Origin of the sequence: Acidicapsa dinghuensis, assembly GCF_025685685.1 — a bacterium.
GTDB lineage: Bacteria > Acidobacteriota > Terriglobia > Terriglobales > Acidobacteriaceae > Acidicapsa > Acidicapsa dinghuensis.
This window is the reverse complement of record NZ_JAGSYH010000002.1, coordinates 545,274-563,855: the sequence shown is the minus strand read 5'-3', so window position 1 is coordinate 563,855 and position 18,582 is coordinate 545,274. Positions and strand designations below refer to the sequence as shown.

Annotated in this window: 15 protein-coding genes; 10 read left to right on the top strand and 5 right to left on the bottom strand. The window is 57.1% G+C overall.

What is annotated here, in order from left to right; all coding sequences use genetic code 11:
• Nucleotides 1–20: 20 nt before the first annotated feature.
• Nucleotides 21–2,420: an ABC transporter permease gene (locus OHL22_RS05890; RefSeq protein WP_263334269.1), complete on the bottom strand. Its 2,400-nt coding sequence runs from the start codon at nucleotides 2,418–2,420 to the stop codon at nucleotides 21–23.
• 324 nt (nucleotides 2,421–2,744) lie between these two features.
• Between OHL22_RS05890 and rplU the strand changes: the two genes are divergently transcribed.
• Together rplU and rpmA are read left to right on the top strand one after the other, a co-directional pair.
• On the top strand, nucleotides 2,745–3,053 hold the full coding sequence (rplU, locus tag OHL22_RS05885) for a 50S ribosomal protein L21 (protein ID WP_263334266.1): 309 nt from the start codon (nucleotides 2,745–2,747) through the stop codon (nucleotides 3,051–3,053).
• Nucleotides 3,054–3,123: 70 nt separating this feature from the next.
• The gene (gene rpmA, locus OHL22_RS05880) at nucleotides 3,124–3,387 is read left to right on the top strand and encodes a 50S ribosomal protein L27 (RefSeq protein WP_263334264.1); all 264 of its coding nucleotides are present in this window, start codon (nucleotides 3,124–3,126) and stop codon (nucleotides 3,385–3,387) included.
• Nucleotides 3,388–3,471: 84 nt separating this feature from the next.
• Here rpmA and OHL22_RS05875 read toward each other — a convergent pair whose 3' ends face one another.
• Entirely contained in the window at nucleotides 3,472–4,344 is an 873-nt protein-coding gene (locus OHL22_RS05875) for a hypothetical protein (RefSeq protein ID WP_263334262.1), read from the bottom strand.
• Between the two features lie 126 nt (nucleotides 4,345–4,470).
• On the bottom strand, nucleotides 4,471–4,647 hold the full coding sequence (locus OHL22_RS05870; protein ID WP_263334260.1) for a hypothetical protein: 177 nt from the start codon (nucleotides 4,645–4,647) through the stop codon (nucleotides 4,471–4,473).
• Nucleotides 4,648–5,103: 456 nt separating this feature from the next.
• Here OHL22_RS05870 and gyrB point away from each other — a divergent pair, with 456 nt between their 5' ends.
• From gyrB to OHL22_RS05845, 5 genes are all read left to right on the top strand, one after another.
• The gene (gene gyrB, locus OHL22_RS05865) at nucleotides 5,104–7,683 is read left to right on the top strand and encodes a DNA topoisomerase (ATP-hydrolyzing) subunit B (protein WP_263334257.1); all 2,580 of its coding nucleotides are present in this window, start codon (nucleotides 5,104–5,106) and stop codon (nucleotides 7,681–7,683) included.
• A gap of 649 nt (nucleotides 7,684–8,332) precedes the next feature.
• Nucleotides 8,333–10,408, top strand: coding sequence for a putative bifunctional diguanylate cyclase/phosphodiesterase (locus OHL22_RS05860; RefSeq protein WP_263334255.1), 2,076 nt, complete (start codon nucleotides 8,333–8,335; stop codon nucleotides 10,406–10,408).
• Nucleotides 10,409–10,491: 83 nt separating this feature from the next.
• The gene (locus OHL22_RS05855; protein WP_263334253.1) at nucleotides 10,492–12,174 is read left to right on the top strand and encodes an alpha-L-fucosidase; all 1,683 of its coding nucleotides are present in this window, start codon (nucleotides 10,492–10,494) and stop codon (nucleotides 12,172–12,174) included.
• A gap of 184 nt (nucleotides 12,175–12,358) precedes the next feature.
• Nucleotides 12,359–14,215, top strand: a complete 1,857-nt coding sequence (locus OHL22_RS05850; RefSeq protein ID WP_263334251.1) for an amidase — start codon at nucleotides 12,359–12,361, stop codon at nucleotides 14,213–14,215.
• Nucleotides 14,216–14,264: 49 nt separating this feature from the next.
• Nucleotides 14,265–15,065 (top strand): ATP-binding cassette domain-containing protein, encoded by an 801-nt coding sequence (locus tag OHL22_RS05845; protein ID WP_263334248.1) that lies wholly within the window; start codon nucleotides 14,265–14,267, stop codon nucleotides 15,063–15,065.
• Nucleotides 15,066–15,074: 9 nt separating this feature from the next.
• Here the strand turns inward: OHL22_RS05845 and OHL22_RS05840 are convergent, their stop codons facing one another.
• Nucleotides 15,075–15,863, bottom strand: a complete 789-nt coding sequence (locus tag OHL22_RS05840) for an FKBP-type peptidyl-prolyl cis-trans isomerase (protein ID WP_263334247.1) — start codon at nucleotides 15,861–15,863, stop codon at nucleotides 15,075–15,077.
• A 221-nt stretch (nucleotides 15,864–16,084) separates the two neighbouring features.
• Between OHL22_RS05840 and OHL22_RS05835 the strand changes: the two genes are divergently transcribed.
• The 3 genes from OHL22_RS05835 to OHL22_RS05825 are packed head-to-tail and all read left to right on the top strand — an operon-like array spanning nucleotide 16,085 to nucleotide 18,257.
• Nucleotides 16,085–16,843 carry a sulfite exporter TauE/SafE family protein gene (locus tag OHL22_RS05835; RefSeq protein WP_263334245.1) on the top strand — a complete coding sequence of 253 codons (759 nt, stop codon included), beginning with the start codon at nucleotides 16,085–16,087 and terminating at the stop codon, nucleotides 16,841–16,843.
• A gap of 37 nt (nucleotides 16,844–16,880) precedes the next feature.
• Nucleotides 16,881–17,744 carry a sulfite exporter TauE/SafE family protein gene (locus OHL22_RS05830; protein ID WP_263334242.1) on the top strand — a complete coding sequence of 288 codons (864 nt, stop codon included), beginning with the start codon at nucleotides 16,881–16,883 and terminating at the stop codon, nucleotides 17,742–17,744.
• 60 nt (nucleotides 17,745–17,804) lie between these two features.
• Nucleotides 17,805–18,257, top strand: coding sequence for a DUF971 domain-containing protein (locus tag OHL22_RS05825; RefSeq protein ID WP_263334239.1), 453 nt, complete (start codon nucleotides 17,805–17,807; stop codon nucleotides 18,255–18,257).
• A 23-nt stretch (nucleotides 18,258–18,280) separates the two neighbouring features.
• On the opposite strand, the gene OHL22_RS05820 is transcribed toward OHL22_RS05825, so the two are convergent.
• Nucleotides 18,281–18,529: a type II toxin-antitoxin system Phd/YefM family antitoxin gene (locus OHL22_RS05820; protein WP_263334237.1), complete on the bottom strand. Its 249-nt coding sequence runs from the start codon at nucleotides 18,527–18,529 to the stop codon at nucleotides 18,281–18,283.
• Nucleotides 18,530–18,582: the final 53 nt, after the last annotated feature.

The following is an 18,582-nucleotide window of genomic DNA, read 5'->3' as shown; positions in this document are numbered from 1 at the left end:
TGTGAGTTACGTATCCTGCGTTATTCGTAGCGAATGGCCTTGACTGGATCGAGCGCAGCGGCTTTGCGGGCGGGCAGCCAGCAGGCGGCAAGGCCTACCGCGGCCAGTATCGCTGCGACCGCGAGGAAGACCGCCGGATCGGAGGACGAGCTGCCGATAGGAAGGCTGCTCATGAGCCGGGATACGGGAACTGCCGCTCCGAGGCCGAAAGCGATGCCGGCGGCGATTTGCCAGAGTCCGCGCTTCATTACGAGCAACATAATGTTGCGCGTGTTAGCTCCCAGAGCCATGCGAACGCCAATTTCCTGAGTGCGGCTGCCGGTGGCGTGCGCAATCACCGCGTAGAGGCCGACTGAGGCCATCAGCAACGCGATCAGGGCAAAGCCTATGAAGACTTTGGTCATGACCTGCAGGAACCACTGCCGATGCCTTACGGCTTCGGTGAGCATGGAGACATCGCGCAGGGGCAGGTCAGGATCGATATTGTCGACGACTGCGCGCACTCCGGCGGTCGGATCGACGCTTGATTCAACGACCAGGGCCATGCTGCCCCAGCCCTCCTGCTGATAGGGCAAGAAGAGCAGCGGATTCGGATGCTTGTCGTTGAGATCCTGTACAAGGTTCGCCGAGACTCCGACGACGGTGATCCAGTCGCCCGGCTTTCCATCGTCGTCGTACAGGCGGAATCGCCTGCCGATCGCGTTTTGATTAGGCCAGAAATGCTCGGCGCAATCACGAGTTAGCACCGCGGATTTGTGACTCGCGGCGCCATCTGTATTGTTGAAGTCGCGGCCAAGCAGCAGCGGCAGATGGATGGCGTCGAAATAGCCCGGCGACTGCGCGATGAATGCAGCCTGAGGGCGCTTTGCCCTGGTGTCGGCTGCCGAATGTTCAATCTCGATGTCGCGCCATCCAGCACCGAGACCGGGAAGGCTGGAGACGATTGCCGCGTGGGTCACGCCGGGAATCGCGCGAAGACGCGGCAATAGCTGATCGAAAAATTGCTGCCGCGAGCCGGCATCCTTATAGCGGCTGTCAGGAAGGCCGATACGCGCGGTCATGATTTGATTTGCGGGCACGGTCTTATTGGCCGAGAGGCTCTGGAGCAGGCCGTGGACGAAGATTCCGGCGCCGGAGAGCAGCACGAGTGTCAACGCAAATTGAAAGACGACCAACGCAGTCGTGAACAAGCCACCGCGATGTTTGCCGACGCTGCGCGCGCCATCTTTGAGGACTTCATTCAGATCTACACGCGAGGATTGCAAGGCGGGTGCGATGCCGAAGAGCAGACCGCTGACGATGCATAACGCGGCAAAGTAGCCAAAGACGGTGTAGTTCAAGGAGAAGTCGATCCAATAGGGGCGCACGATGCGTGTGGAGAGATCGAACCAGTATGCGCCGAGCATGGCCAAACCCAGCCCGAGCGTGCCGCCCAGGACGCTGAGCAGGACGCTCTCGATGAGCAACTGACGGATCACGCGCCATCGCGAAGCGCCGAGCGCGGTGCGAATGGATATTTCGCGTTGGCGGCCGAGAGAACGGCTGAGCATCATGTTGGCGACGTCGGCGCAGGCGATCAGCAGCACGAATCCAACTGCGGCAAGCATAAGCAGGAAGACGGTGCGAACATTTCCGCCGTTGTAGTGCTGATTGAAGGTTTCGACGCTAACAGTGAGGTCTTTGTCGGTGAGCGGATATTGAGCGGCGAGACGGTGGGCAATGGCGTTCAGGTCGATGCCGGCTTGCAGGGCGCTTACGCCGGGTTTGAGCATGGCGAAGGTTTCGAGGGCGTGGTTATCGCGCTTCTCAAATGCGGGCGTCGGCATCAGCGGCATCCACATCTCGGAATTGAAGGGGAATTTGAAGCCGTCGGGCATGACGCCGATGATGGTGGCGGGCTTTTCGTTGACGCGGACCATGTGGCCGATGACGGCCGGCGAGCTGCCGTAGCGGTTCTTCCAGATGCCGTAGCCGAGAAGTAGAACTGGTGGTGCGCCCGGCTTGTCATCGCCAGGTAAAAAACCGCGTCCCAATACTGGCCGAATGTGCAGCATATCGAAAATGCCGGCTGTGGCTAGTTGCATCGGGAACGATTGCGGAGGGTTGCCGTGCTCGCTGAGGACACCGTCCAGGTTGGTGGTGGCCTCAATCGCTTCGACCGAAGTGGCTTGTGCCCGGTAATCGCGCAGAGCGGGCAGCGAGAGACGTATCGAGCCATCTTCCGGATTCGGATTGCGAAGGCTGACAGTCATCAGCCGCGAGCCGCCCGGAACGTTGATCGGCTTGAGCAGGACCGCGTACACCAGAGTGAAGACCATGGTGTTGACGCCGATGCCCAGGGCCAGGGTCACGACCACGGCGGCCGAGAACCAGCGATGGGCGAGGATCATCCGTAGGGCAAAACGCAGGTCGTGTGCCATGAGTGGGGTTACGGATGCTGACTCAGGCGTGTTCCGTAAAAATACGGCAAAATCGTCATATTGGTAGTGGGGGCCGGGTTGGTCACCAAGTCAGGGCGATGAACGGTGGATTGACCCTGGAAATGAAAGGCGATACACTACCTTAGTTTGGCGATTCTGCCTAGAGCCCTGTTTGTCAGTGCTCGTCCGCGAGTTTTCCAGGTAGCTGGAAGAAATGATTAAAGATGCGGACTGGAGTGCTGGCCGGGTGAGCTGATTCTGCCCATTCCTGATATTGGCCCGAGTTGGGCAGGCTGCGCTCGAAAAAGCAGCGCTGGAGGATGTATGTACGCAGTGATTCGCACCGGTGGTAAGCAGTACCGGGTCGCCCCAGGCGATGTGTTGAAGGTAGAGAAACTGGAGCTGCCAGAGGCGGAAGCCCCTAATGTGGTTTTTACCGATGTGCTCGCGGTTTCCGGTGAGCCGGGAACCCTGGCCAAGGCGGAAGGCGCGACTGTGACCGCAGAAGTGATTCGCGATGACCGCCATGCGAAGATTCTGGTCTTCCATCTGAAGCGGAAGAAGCAGTACAAGAAGCTGCAGGGACACCGGCAGGCGTTCACGGAAGTTCGCATCAAGTCGATCAACGTTTAGAGAATCAACGTCTAGAGATTTGGTCGCTGTTCAGGGCTTGGGGCCCGAGAGATTGGAAAGGATTTGAGTCATGGCACATAAAAAAGGTGGCGGTAGTTCAACAAACGGGCGCGACTCTAACGCGCAGCGGCTGGGCGTGAAGGCATTTGCCGGCCAGTTCGTTACGGGTGGCTCGATCATCGTTCGGCAGCGTGGGACACCGATCAAGCCGGGCCTGAATGTCGGCATCGGCAAGGATGACACGCTGTTCGCGAAGGTGAGCGGTGTGGTGCAGTTCCGCGACCGTGGCCGCATGGGCCGTTTTGCCTCGATTGATCCAGTGACGGCTGAATAAGCTCTCAGCAGAGAAAATAGAAAGGGCTGGAACCTTCGGGTTCCGGCCCTTTTATATTTAAGGCGATCTGTATGGTCGGGTAATTTAGCTTTCGGATTCCTTGCCCTGAAGGGTACGGGTGAAGGCGCGCTCGACGACCTTTTCGACGTCGACGAGGAAGAAGCTCTGGGAGGGCTGCATGGCCACTTGGGTTCCTTTGTGGCCGAGCGCGGAGGCGATTTGATCCCACTTATAGATAGTTGAGTTCACGGGTACCGTCATAGTTTTTCGGGCAGGTTCCGGCATGGTTGAGTATGCGATCCAAATGCTCAGTGTAAGGACAGAGCAGAGCTCGAAAATGGCGCCTACGGTTGGGGTTGCGTGAACGCCGATTGCGGTCACGATGGATTCAGAACAGTCGATGGCGGCCATCAGTCCGAGGCCAAGGGCAAAGCCGAAAGGCCGGCTGCGCAGGGTTAATCCGATGGCGCGCATGCTCAACAGGAGCAGGGTCAACAGGCAGAGCTCAGTGGCCCCGGCGCAGCGTAGAAGCTGCAGCCCGGCCTTGGAGATCATGTCCGGGCCGGAAACAATGGACGTAAATGTCGTCGCTGTTACCAGAACGGATGCGATAGCTGCCCAGGTAAAGACGGTGTTGCCCATGCTGGCGAGGCCGGGAAGTGGGGCCATGGCCTGCCGGTAAACGTCGAGACAACTCATGAAGAGCAGTCCGGCGGAGATGAGCGTGCTGGCGTAAAAGACGACGTAATAGATCTTCGTATAGGTGAGCGGGGATGCCAGTAACGGGCCGTAGAACAGAAACTCAACAATAACGGCGGTAATCGCACGGACGGTCAGGTACGCGTACATCCATGGGTATTGCTTGCGTACCGATGGGCGCGAAAAAAAGGCCCAAATCCCGAGCGAAAATATTACATCCAAGTTCACTGCAACGGTGTGCGCGAGGGTCGGATTCATGCAACGGCTCCGGGCTACCCGTAAAGTACGTTTAGAATAGCGCGTTCAAATAGATAGCCATTGACTAATTCGGTAATCCGACCCTGACACTTTCGTGCTAGCGGAAATTTACCAAAGAACCCTTTTCTAACGGATGGTTTGGCAGTTCGGATTCTTGAAGGGGTCGCAGGTGGGCATAGGGCCGCCGCCTCCGGGAACACTTGTTGGGGTGAGTGCAGCCACCTGAGTTTTGGAAAATACGTTTCCACCGAATGCAGCGCCCAAGATGAGTGTGAGAAGGGAAACACGCAGGACTACCTTCATATTAAGTCTCTCCTAAAGTTGTAGGTTTCTTGACCCTTTGTGGTGCGGGCATGACGACAACCCAGGAATAGACTGTGGCGTAGTTTAAGTCCAGAATAATCGGTGTAATTACTTAGTATTCAATAATTTAGTGACTGAAGGTAGTATTTCTAAAGTAATCATTCGATAGCCCGGTTGGGATCGTTCCCGGGCGCGCTAGCCAGCCTCGACGGGCACCATTCAATACATTTCCGCGGTAACCTTTCCGGCAAGTTTCAGGTGCCTCCAGGTGATAAAATCAAGGGAGCAGATGGTGCGAACATCTCCTTCCCGGTTAGGCAAATCTCATAGCGTTTCCAAGGATTTGCGGTCAGTCAGACAGCAGATTTGCGCTCTCTTGCAAGGCGATTCCAACTGACGTACGCACAGGCCAGAGGCCGTATCCGCTCTTCCCTGAACTTCTGCACGAGAGGTTTAATGGCTACAAAAAACGGTACCCCCGACGACGGCGCGCCGAATAACGGCAGCTACACGAGTGAGAACATCAAGATCCTGGAAGGTCTTGAGGCTGTGCGCCTGCGTCCGGCAATGTACATCGGCTCGACTGGAGAGATTGGCTTGCACCATCTGGTATATGAGGTGGTGGACAACTCGGTCGATGAAGCGCTTGCGGGGTATGCCAACACGATCGATGTCACGATCCACTTCGACAACTCGATTACGGTTGTTGACGATGGGCGGGGCATTCCGGTGGATATGAAGACGCTGCCGAATGGCGAGCAGATGCCTGCGGTGCAGGTGGTGCTGACCAAGCTGCACGCAGGTGGCAAGTTCGATTCCTCGACCTACAAGGTTTCAGGTGGGTTGCACGGCGTGGGCGTAAGCTGCGTGAACGCGTTGAGCCAGGAATTTAATGTCGAGATCTGGCGCGATGGGTACACGTGGGAGCAGGACTACTCGTGCGGCGACCCGACGACGCTGCTACGGCAGACGGGCACGAGCAAGCGCCGGGGGACGCGAATTCACTTCTTGCCGGACAAGACGATTTTCAGCGTGACGGAGTACAACTACGACACGCTGGCACAGCGGCTGCGTGAGTTGGCCTTCTTGAACAAGGGCTTGCAGATTATGCTGACGGACGAGCGGACGGTCGATGCCAAGACGGGTGAGGCAAAGCGCGCTGAGTTCCGGTATGCCGGCGGTATTGCCGAGTTCATCAAGCACCTGAACAAGGGCAAGGCTGTGCTGCACGACAAGCCAATTACGATGGAAGCCAGCCGGGACGGCGTCGAGATCGATATTGCTTTGCAGTACAACGACAGCTATTCGGATACGATCTTTAGCTTTGCGAACAATATCAATACGGTCGACGGTGGCACACATCTTTCGGGATTTCGCAGCGCGCTGACGCGGACGATCAATGCGATTGGTCAATCGATGGGGCTCTTTAAAGACTTGAAGGAGAACCTGTCGGGCGATGATGTGCGCGAGGGATTAGTCGCGGTGGTGAGCGTAAAGCTGTCTCAGCCGCAGTTTGAAGGACAGACCAAGGGCAAGCTGAATTCGGATATTGCCGGGTCGGTGCAGGCGTTTGTGAATGAGCGGTTAGGTGCTTTCCTGGAGCAGAATCCTCCGGTCGCGCGGAAGATTATCGGCAAGGCGATCGATGCGGCGCGTGCGCGTGAGGCGGCTCGCAAGGCGCGTGATCTGACGAGGCGCAAGGGAGCGCTGGATGGCGGTGGGTTGCCGGGTAAGCTGGCGGACTGCTCGGAGCGCGATCCGGCACGGTGTGAGCTGTACCTGGTCGAGGGTGAATCGGCAGGCGGCACGGCCAAGCAGGGGCGTGACCGGAAATTCCAGGCCATTTTGCCGCTGAAGGGCAAGATTCTCAACGTCGAGAAGGCGCGTTATGACAAGATGCTCGGGCATGAAGAAATCCGGGCGATGATTACGGCGCTTGGCACCGGCATTGGCAAGGATGATTTCGATCTTGTAAAGCTGCGCTATCACCGCATCATTCTGATGACTGATGCCGACGTGGATGGATCGCATATCCGGACGCTGCTGCTGACGTTCTTCTTCCGGCATATGACGGAATTGATCAAGCACGGCTATGTATATATTGCGCAACCGCCGCTGTTCAAGATCAAGAAGGGCCGCTTCGAGCAGTACATCAAGGATGAGCGGGAGCTGAACAAAGTCGCGGTGAAGCGCGCATCGGATGGATTTGTTGTCCGGCATGGCGATGCTGCTGTGGCGATCGAGGGCGAGACGCTGACTCGGTTTATCTCGACTCTGGAAGACTATCTCGGCTTCATGGGCAAGGTGGATAAACGCATCCGCAATGAGCGAGTGACAGAGGTGATCGCCAAGGCTGAGTTCACCAAGCGCACCGACTTTATGTCGTCGGAAGAGAGCGAAGTTCCGCAGAAGCTGGTGGAGCTGCGGGCTGCGCTGGTTCCGCTATCCGAGGAATTTCAGTTCCGGGCTCTGAGCGAGCTGGAGCGCGATGAAGAGCACCAGACCTGGTCGCTGAGCTTTACCGACCAGCAGGGTGCGGTGCGCAAGATTGACTGGGCACTGGCTTCAAGCGCTGAGTTCAAGCAGATGATGGCGAAGTTTGTGCAGATCAAGGATCAGCTTGAGCCGCCATTCCTGATTGAGTACCAGAGCAAAGCCGACGATACGGCTGCTGCAGACGGGGACGAGTCAGAGGCAAGCGAATCTACGGAAGTGCAGGCAAAGGCGCCGAAGAAAGCCGCCCGCGCCACGCGTGAGCCGGTAGAGAAGCAGAGCGCTCGCGAGTTCTTTGAGTATGTTGTGGAGCAGGGCAAGAAGGCTTATGACGTGCAGCGCTACAAGGGGTTGGGCGAGATGACGGCTCCGCAGTTGTGGGAGACGACGATGGACCCGGCGGCAAGGACGTTGTTGCAGGTGAAGCTGGAAGACATTGCCGAAACAGAAAGCATCTTTACCACGCTGATGGGCGAGGATGTCGAATCGCGGCGCAAGTTCATCGAAGACAATGCGCTGGATGTGAAGAATCTCGATATCTGAGAATTTTGATCTTCAGCAGACAAGGCCGCCGGACTACTCCGTTCCGGCGGTTCTTTTGTTTCCAGGTTCGCCTATTCAGGTTCGCCTATTTCCGATGGCACAAGGTGCGCAATTATTCGATGTTGATCGAAATAAACCTGAAAAGAATGGGTCGGGTGTGATCCACGAAATCAGGTTTTCTGCGCGGTTTTCCTAAATTCGATCTTAATAAATTACTTTTGTGCTAAATTCGGAAGATTCGGTTTGGTACCGTAGTAACTTATATCTAATGTCCAACTCCCTGAGTATGCTCGCCCGGGTGCGCCGGTCTCCTGTTTCCACTAAGCGCACCTTATCCCTTAGCTATGGGGTGGCGGCTGTCATCGTGATCACACTGGTTGTATATCTGGTAGTGATACAGCCTGAACTGAAACGCGATGTACAGGTATTACGCGATGCTCACGGATTGGGCCAGGACCATCTTCGGGCGATAAGTGACCTCAGGTCTGCCACGGAAGCGAATCGAAGTGCTCTTTTACAGACTTTGGTTGACGCGAATGATCCTGTCAGATTCAAGCGGGATATGGAATTCCTGCGCAGTTCGGATGAAGCCATTGCACGGTCGGAGGCGAGCCTCGAGGCATCAAACGGCGAAGGAAAACAATGGCTGATGCGCTTCCGGAGTAATTGGTCAAGCTATCAGTCGCTTCGCGAACGGATGCTAATAGCAGCTGGCAGCCATGGCGTAGCGGGCGTACACGAGGTAGACAGCGAGTTGGGCAGGAAAGAGTTCGATGCTGCCGAGCAAACACTTGACCAGGCTCGTGAAGCCTTTCACCTGGAACAGAGCAATAACCTACAGGAGATTTCGCGTTCCATTCAGCGGTTTCTGACAGGAGCCTTTGCGGTTTTGTGGTTGAAGATAGCCGTCCTCGTATTACTGATCTGGATCGACTGGAAGCGACGGCATGCATTGAAGCAACTGGAGGAGACGAGCGGCGATCTGAAAGCGAGTGAAGAACGCTTTCGACGGACGTATGAAGCGGCGGGCGTTGGGATGGGCATCTTCACGATCGATGGAACGGTGCTCTCGGTGAATGAAAAGGCGGCCCAGATACTTGGCTATGAAAAAGAAGAGCTGATAGGCACAAAAGTGAGCCGGATCATGGCGCCTGAGCATGTGGAAGATCATTTGCAAAAGCTGGCGACCACGCCGATGACGGAAGAGGGTGGGTATCGCGCAGAACGGCGCGTCCTACGCAAGGATGGGCGCGAAGTGTGGGTGCGCAATACGGTGACGCTGCTGAGAGAAGAAGGGCTGGAGCCGTATTACTTTGCGACCAGCGAGGAGATTACAGAGCAGCACAAGGCCAATGAGCGCCTGGCTTATCTGGCGAATTACGATCCAGTTACGAATTTGGCCAACCGGCGCTATTTTGAAGAGCAACTTACGTCGGCACTGACGAACCGCCGGCGTGGCGAATGCGTTGCGCTTTTGTACCTCGAGATTGATGGTTTCGATTTTCTGAAGGGAACATTTGGCCGCAGTGTTGCCGATGAGCTGCTGGGGGCGGTAGGAAAGTGTCTTTACGGATTCCGTAAAGATGGCGAGGTCATAGGGCGCGTGGATGACCACGCGTTCGCGCTGATGATGGTGGCAGCCTCATATGATGAGGCGACGATGCAGCGCGCACGCGAGCTGCAGGATGCGATCCGCAACGTCAACTACGACGAAAGCAATACGGCGCCTCTCTCGGCGAGTGTCGGAATTGCATTTTCCGATGAAGCTATATCGACGCTGACTGGCGTAAATGGAGATAAGGAGTCGATCACAGAATCACTGCTGAAATTTGCGCGGGCCGCGATGCTGGAAGCGCGATCACGCGGCGGTGATTCGATTTGCGTGGCTGATCCTCATTTGCGTGACCGGGCGGCACAGCGGCACCAGATTGAGTCAGCGCTGCTGCGAGGCATTCGTGAGAATGAGTTTCGCGTGGTGTTTCAACCGCAATTCCATATCTCCGATGGGAGGCTGGTACGCTTCGAGGCGCTTTGCCGCTGGAACAGCGGAGAGCTTGGGATGGTTCCGCCGGACCGCTTTATACCGATAGCGGAGCAGACCGGATTGATTGCCGAGATTGGGCGGCGCGTGCTCATTTCGGCGCTGCAGGAAGCGAAGAGCTGGCTGCAAAACGGGCGAAGGATTGGTCTTGCGGTCAATATCTCGCCGATGCAGTTTATGCGGCCTGATTTTCCGCAGTCTGTGGCTGAGGCGCTTGCGGAAGCGGGTTTCGCTCCGGAATTGCTGGAGTTGGAGATTACGGAAGGAATATTTATTCGCGATCTGAATCTGGCGATTGCGCGCATTCGCGAGTTGCAACGGCTGGGTCTGAGCATTGCGCTGGATGATTTCGGAACCGGCTATTCTTCGTTGAGCTATCTGCAGAGGATGCCGATTGATGCGGTGAAGCTGGATCGATCATTTGTGAGCGACCTGAGCATCGACTCGGCGACTGTCAGCATGGTGCAATCTGTGCTCGCGATGGCGCGCGCGTTGAAGCTGCGCGTGGTGACCGAGGGCGTGGAGACGACAGAGCAACTAAGCATACTGCGCGAGCTGGGGTGCGATGAGGCGCAGGGGTATCTGCTGGGCAGGCCCGAAAGCGCCGAAATGGCTTTGCAACGTGTTCTTAATTCACCCAGTGAAACGACCAAACCAGAAGCGCAGTTGCAGAGAACTTTCTAAAGGGTTCGTGCCAATCCTCTCATTCATGCATGTGTGAAATCCTGCTTGCCTTTGCAGTGATTTGATCATTATGCTCGTTGGCGATGAAACGCTTACAATTTCTCGCTTTCGGTGCAGTATTTACTGTTGTTTTGTCTTCACAGGCCTACGCGCAGTCATCTCAGGCTGCTGCCGATCCGCTGGCCCCTACCTGGTACACCAAATCAGCTGAACAGATTGACGAGGAGTGGCAGAAGTCGGTGTCGAAGTACGACACGGAGCGGAATCGCCTATTGAAAGAAGCGGACCGGCAAGCGCACGATGGGCCGTTCCGGCCGGACTGGGAGAGTCTGCGGCATATGGAGATTCCGCAGTGGTACAAGGATGCGAAGTTCGGCATCTTCATTCACTGGGGTGTGTACTCGGTGCCTGCGGCGGACAGCGAGTGGTATCCACGCAATATGTACCGGCCGGATGAAGTTGCATATAAGGATTTTCAGAATCGCTTCGCTTCGAAAGATCCGGCGCACAAAGATGAGCTCGGATACAAGGATCTGATCCCCATGTTCAAGGCGGAGAAGTGGGATCCGAAGGAGTGGGCGGAGCTGTTTAAGGAGTCAGGTGCGCGCTACGTGGTGCCGGTAGCCGAGCATCATGATGGTTTCTCGATGTATGACTCGGGGTTGTCGGACTGGACAGCTGTGAAGATGGGGCCGAAGCGCGATGTGGTTGGAGAGCTTGCGAAGGCGGTGCGTGCGGATGGTCTGCACTTTGGGTTGTCGTCGCATCGCGCGGAGCATGATTTCTTTTTCGATGGCGGGCGGCGTATTCGTTCGGATGTGAACGATCCGAAATATGCGTCACTGTATGGGCCGGCGCATGCGTGGACGGCGGGTGGGCACGATCCGGGACTGACCGATGACTGGACGTATGCGAGCCCGGCGTGGACGGCGGACTGGATGGCTCGCATGACGGAGCTGGTGGAGAAGTACAAGCCGGAGCTGGTGTATTTCGACTGGTGGATCGGGCAGCCGAATTTTCGGCAGCGCGTGACGGAGTTTGACGCGTTCTATTACAACTACGCGGTGGCGCATGGTTATCAGGGCGTGGTGAATTTCAAGAACTATGCGATGGACTGGTCCTCCGCGGTGCGCGACTTTGAACGCGGACAACTTGCCTCGATTGAGCCGGAACACTGGCAGACAGATACATCGATCAGCAAGCTCTCATGGGGATACATTGAGCATGATCAGTATCAGCCGCCGGATTTTCTGATTCATCAGCTCATCGATATTGTCAGCAAGAATGGCAATCTGCTGCTGAATATCGGGCCTAAGTCGGATGGGACGATACCGGAGGAGATTCAGACTACGCTACGCGGAATGGGGCGCTGGCTGAAGGCGAATGGCGAGGCTATTTACGAGACTACGCCATGGAAGGTATATGGAGAGGGGCCGACGAAGGTGATTGGCGGCGCGTTCCATGATCAGGACACGAAGCCGTACACGACGGAAGATTTCCGGTTTACGGCGAAGGACAACACAATCTATGCGATCGGCATGGCTTGTCCGGAAAAAGGCGTGGAGAGCTATGCGAGCATTCACGCGCTGGGATCGGGGAATGAGGCGAGCGGGATCAAGTTCGCTTCAGTTGATTTGATTGGCTCAGATGCGAAGCTTGACTGGATGCAGACGCCGGATGCGTTGAATGTGAAGCTGCCGGCTTCGATGAGCTGCGAGTACTCGTATGTGCTGAAGGTTTCGGTTGAGGATACGGCTTCAAAGTAGTGCGACAGCGCAGCACGTGTGTGACGAAGATGGCTACACATGCGCTGCGCCGTTTACTTTATGACATAGTGTTTGACTTAGTTAGATTTACCGTTCTGATCGTCTCACTCGATAAACCGCTTGCTCTCATGCGGGTTGGTTCGCTAGGTTGCGAATAGATTTGATTCTTCAAGGGCGTGCATTCATGAAACTGGATCGCAGGGGATTTCTGGCTGTCTGCAGTCAGGCGGGTATTGCTTCGGCATTTTTTCCGGGGACGCTTTATACGCTTGCTGTGCAGGCTCAGGATGCAAAGCCCGACGAACTGCCGAAGATTACGGATGGGATGATTGATGAGGCAGCGGAGCTGGCGGGCCTCACCATTACGGCGGATCAGAAGAAGATGATGCTGGATGGGCTGGCGAGACAGCGCGGATCATATGCGGAGATTCGCAAACTGAAGATACCGAACAGTGTTGCGCCGGCGATTGTTTTCGATCCGCTACCGCCGGGTGCAGTGATTGAGACGGGCAGGCGCGAGCCGCGCTGGAGCAAGGCTCCGGAAATTGCGGTTACGGGCAATGTGGAGGATCTGGCGTTTGCATCCGTACGAGAACTGGCGGCGTTGATTGAGGCGCGCAAGGTAACTTCGCTGGAGCTGACGCAGATGTATCTGGCGCGGCTGAAGCGGTACGATCCAAAGCTGCATCTGGTGATTAACCTGACGGAGGAGCGCGCGCTGGCACAGGCGAGGGCTGCGGATGCGGAGATCACGGGAGGCATCTATCGCGGGCCGTTGCATGGGATACCGTGGGGTGCGAAGGATCTGCTGGCGGTGAAGGGATATCCGACGACGTGGGGTGCTGGTGGATTTGAAAAGCAGAACTTTGATGAAGATGCGACCGTAGTGAAGCGGCTGGATGCGGCAGGCGCTGTGCTGGTAGCGAAGCTGACGCTGGGCGCGCTGGCGATGGGCGATCACTGGTTTGGCGGCGTTACGCGCAATCCGTGGAATACGAACCAGGGATCGAGTGGATCATCGGCGGGGCCGGCAAGCGGCGTGGCTGCGGGCTGTGTGGCGTTTGCGATTGGTTCGGAGACGCTGGGGTCGATCTCTTCGCCGTCTACGCGGTGCGGGGACACCGGACTGCGGCCTACGTTTGGATTTGTTCCACGGACGGGTGCGATGGCTTTGAGCTGGTCGATGGATAAGCTGGGGCCAATCTGCCGAACGGTGGAAGATTGCGCGATGGTGCTGAACGCTATCTACGGTCCGGATGGGCAGGATCTGTCGGTGCGCGATGCGGCGTTTGCATGGGATGCAGAGTTTGACTGGAAGAGCCTGCGGGTGGGGTATATCAAGTCCGCGTTTGATGCGCCGAAGCCCTTTGAGCCATCGAAGGCTCCGGCGAATGAGAGCGCGGAGGCGAAGAAGAAGCGGGAAGAAGACGATGCGCAGTCACGGGCATTGCGCGAGATGCGTATCTATGACCACAAATATGTTGCGGCGACCCTGGATAAGTTGCGAAGTATGGGTGTGGGGCTTGTTCCAGTGGAGTTGCCGAAGCTGCCGTATGGGGCGATCACTCCGGTGCTTGAGGCGGAGGCTGCTGCTGCTTTTGATGATTTGACGATGACAGGACGCGACAAGCTGCTGACGGGACAGCGTGAAGGGGACTGGCCGAATACTTTCCGCATAGCGCGGTTCTATCCGGCGGTTGAATATATTCAGGCGAATCGGGCGCGGTCGATTGCTATCCGCGAGGTGTCGAAGCTATTTGAGCAGGTGGATATTATTGTTGCGCCGAGTGGTGGAACTCAGTTGACGGTGACGAATTTGACCGGCCATCCGGCGCTGATTGTGCCGAACGGGTTGCGCGGGGACGATGCGCCGAAGCCGCTTAAGAGTACGCCCGGAGATTATGACAATGAAGGCGGCCCCGGAACGCCGGTGAGTATCACCTTTCTGGCTGGGCACTATCAGGATGCGAAGCTTTGCGCTTTTGGGCGCGCGTACCAGGATGCTACGGGCTTTCATAAACTGCATCCAAAGCTGGATTGAGGTAAGGCGTGGTGTGCGGAATTTTGCAGAGTGATTTGAGGGGATTGCTTTGACGGCGGATATGGTGACGGTGTCTTCGGTGAGCAAGAGTTATGCGCGGCGCGGTGGTTTTCTGGGGCTGCGTAAAGAAGATCACCTTGTGGTGCGCGATGTGACGCTGTCGATTGCTGAGGGCGAGACGCTGGGGCTGGTGGGTGAATCGGGGTCAGGCAAGAGCACGCTGGCGCGGATGATTCTGGGGCTGGTTAAGCCGACGAGTGGTTCGATTCATGTGGACGGCGTGGAGGTTGGCGGCTCGGAGACGCGAGCGCTGCGGCGGCAGATGCAGCCGGTGTTTCAAGACCCGACGGCAGCGCTTGATCCGCGTATGCGTGTGCTGGATCTGATTACTGAGCCACTGGTGATTCATCGCGAGAGCGGCACGAAGATCGCGAACGCTGATCTGCGTGCGAGGGCGCGTGAGCTGATGATTGCGGTGGGGCTGGATGAGTCGGCGCTGGGGCGGTTTCCGCATGAGTTCAGCGGTGGGCAGAGGCAGCGCATCAACATTGCGCGCGCGCTGGCGCTGAGGCCGAAGTTTCTGGTACTGGATGAGCCAGTGTCGGCGCTGGATGTGAGCGTGGGGGCGCAGATCGTGAATTTGCTGCGGACACTACAGCGCGAGCATGGGCTGACGTATCTGTTTATCAGCCACTCGATGCCGCTGGTGCGGTATCTCTCGACGCGGATTGCGGTGATGCAGCAGGGGCGGATAGTCGAGATGGGCGAGGCCGAGGAGCTTTGCTCTCAGCCTCGCGAGGCGTATACGCGCCAGTTGCTTGCCGCGACACCGGAACTGCCTGCGGCGTAGCGGTAATAACTAGAGCTGAGGCGATTGTGGCTGCGCAGGGTTGGACGGCTTCTCCGTTGGAGACGGAGTTTCGGTCTTCGGCGGCGTGGGTGGTGTCTGTGGCGATGACGGTGCAGGAGCAGCGCCGGGCGTTGCAGCTCCGCCGGGAGCAGCAGGACGCGGCATGGGGCGCTGCGGCATGCCCATCATGGGCCGTTGCGGCATGTCTTCCACGCTGAGGAGCTCGATGTCGAAGACGAGGTCTGCTTTGGGCGGGATCACGGGCGGGCGGCCGAGTTCTCCATAGGCGAGTCGATAGGGGATGTAGAGCCTGCGCTTGCCGCCAACGTGCATGCCCTCGAAGCCCTGGTCCCAGCCGGGGATGAGGCGGCCGGAGCCTTGCGGAAAGGTGAATGGTTCGGGCTCGCCCAGCTGGGGCTTGCCGTCCGGTCCGTTTACGGGCTTGTTGTCTTTGTCGAGCACCGGGCGGCGATGCTTGTCAGTGGAGTCGAAGACGGTGCCATCCGAGGCGAGATAACCGGTGTAGAGGACCTTGTAGAGCTTGCCGGGTTCGGCGAGAGGTCCGGTGCCGACTTTGAGGTCTTTGTAGCGCAGTGCGACGGTGAATTCGGTGTGGCAAGGGCCGGCCGCTGCTGGCGATGTTGCCGGGAGTTTGGCCTCGCATGGCAGCGCTACGGCGTGATGTGGTTTCGCGGCAGTTGCAGTGGCTGGTTTTGTGGTTTTGGGCTTTGGCGCGGGTGCTTGCGCCGAGACTAATGTGCCGGCGAGCGCAAAGAGAACGAGTGCGATGGATTTCATACGAAGAGCAACGACTCCTGTGAGGGTTCAGGGCGAGTCTATCAGGCTGCGGCGAGATACGATGTGAAGCGTCTTCCTCGGAGTGTGTCTGTGGGAGTGTTCGGGCTGAATTCTAATTGCGGCAATTGAATGTAAATTGCTCTTGGGAAAGTGAAAAGCAGACATTACAGTGGGGTATGCTTTCAGGTCTATTGCATGTGCTGCGGCTTTTATGGCTGCCCGTGGCTTCATTTTTTGCCGGATCGCTTAACACAATTGCGGGTGGCGGATCGTTTCTTTCCCTGCCGGCACTACTCCAGGTGATTGCACTGCAAGGCAGCAAAGTTGGTTCGGTTTCAGCTCAGGCAACGAATAACGTGGCGTTATGGCCGGGGCAACTCACCTCGGTTTACGCCTACCGGAACGACCTGAAAAACCATTCGAAGCGCATTTTGCCGCTAAGTGCGGCGTCTTTCGTCGGGGGGCTGGCAGGAGCGTGGCTGCTGGTAATTACTCCAAACAAGCGATTTTTGGATCTGCTGCCATGGCTGCTGCTTTTCGCGGCAGTGATGTTTTCGCTTTCGGAGCCACTCGGACGCTGGATTGCCGCGCGGAACAAGTCTGGAGTTACCCGATCTGATTTCTGGCTGATTGTGGGCATGGCTGTCGTCAGCTTTTATGTGGGCTATTTTGGCGCGGGTGGTGGATTTCTGGTGATGGCGCTCTTTGGGTTTTGCGGTGTCACAGACATCCACGAGATGAATGCGCTCAAAGTGGTAACAGCAGCAGTTTCGATCGGCATTGCAGTTTTTCTCTTCGTCTGGAATGGCCGCGTGGTGTGGAGTTACTGCTGGCAGATGGCGATACTGGCCGCGATTGGCGGCTATGTGGCTGCGCGCTACAGCAAGCGAATCAACCAGAAACGACTGCGTCGTATTGTGGCCGGTATTGGTTATGTGACCGCCGCTTATTTCTTCTGGCTTGCTTATGGACCGAAGTAAAGTGGCCGCGAGTCGCCGCCGGTAAAATTGATGACAGATGCTTGCATGGATAGCTGTGATTGCGCCGCATGGATGGAGTGCTGTTGGCGTTGCGGAAAGTTTGTTTTCGGGGATGGGCTCACGGCTGCTCTGGGTCATTGTGGCGGCGTTTCTGGCGGGTGCGCTGAACGCTGTTGCAGGCGGTGGATCATTCCTTAGCTTCCCCGCACTCTTGGGTGTTGGGCTCGGACCGATCCAGGCGAATGCGACGAATACTGTGGCTTTATGGCCGGGGCAGTTGACGTCGATTGCCGGATATTGGGTCGAGGTGAAGAAGCATCCGAAACTGGCGATCAAGATGGGGATTGCGGGGCTTCTTGGTGGATCGCTTGGAGCAGTTGTTCTGCTTAATACTCCGGCGAAGACTTTCATGTTTCTGGTGCCGTGGCTGCTGCTGTTTGCCGCGCTGATTTTTGCTCTCAGCGGTCCGGTTATGAAGCGGCTTCAACGCCGGAAGGGGCTGCCTGCTGTTGATCCTAGACGTGAACGGGCGCGGCAGAGTGGGCAGTTGATTCTGGTGCTGGCGACGATAGTGATCTGCTTCTATATCGGCTATTTCGGAGCTGGAGCGGGGTTTCTGATCATTTCGTTATTGTCGGTCTTTGGCTTTGAAGATCTGAACGAGATGAATGCAATGAAGGTGGTTTCGACAACGATGGCCAACGGAATCGCGTGCATTCTCTTCGCGGTGAGCGGCAAGGTGGAGTGGCGGTTTTGCCTGGCGGCGATGGTGACTTGCGCGATCGGCGGATATTCGTCGGCGCGTATCGCGCAGCGGGCGAATCCAAGGGTGCTACGGGCCATGGTGGTGGTGATCGGCCTTGGGATGGCGGCGTATTTCTTCTGGAGAAACCATTCTTAGACCGCTCCTGCGGACTGGTCAGGTTCACGCCGCGGTTCCGATTTCAGGCACAATAGAGATATGAGTCACGAGGGAATTCGCTTCCTCACGGAGGAAGAACAGAAGCGCCAGGATCGCGAGGATCGGCGCGCGGCGGGGCTGACGAAGCAGGCGCTTACTCCCGCCAAGGTGAAGGTGCACAAGACCGAAGGCACCGGCATGGAGATTGAGTGGGAAGATGGGCACCGTAGCCACTGGAGCTTTGCGTGGCTGCGCAGTGCTTGCCCGTGCGCGACCTGCGTGGAAGAACGGCAGCTTGAGGGGCGCGAAGCTGGAGTTCCGAAGTCGAAGCCGAAACAGCTATTGCAGATGTATGAGCCTCCGGCGAGACCTGCGAGTGCGCATCCGGTGGGCCGTTACGCGATCCAGTTCAACTGGATGGATGGGCACAGCAGCGGGATCTACTCCTGGGACTTCCTGCGGCGGCATTGCCAGTGCGAGGATTGCCGGCTGGGGCGGTCTGTGCCGAATTAAGGGCTGTTTCACTTGGAGACTGGTCAGTGACTGGCCAGAATCTCGGCAAGAATTTCTTCTGTCTGTCCGTTGGCGTGGGCTTGCGCGCCGGCCAATTCTTTCAGCCGGTTGAACTCTTTCCAACGATTGGAATTGAGGCGGTCGAACTCGGCCACGGAAACGAGCACGGCTACATCACGGTCATACCGCTGGATACGGACAGGTTCGCGCTGGGCCACGTCAAGAACTACGTCAAAGCGCCGTTTGGCTTCAGTGGCGGAGATGGTCTGCATGTCTCCAAAATATCCACTTTGTGCAATTGAGACAAAGTGGACATTTTACGACC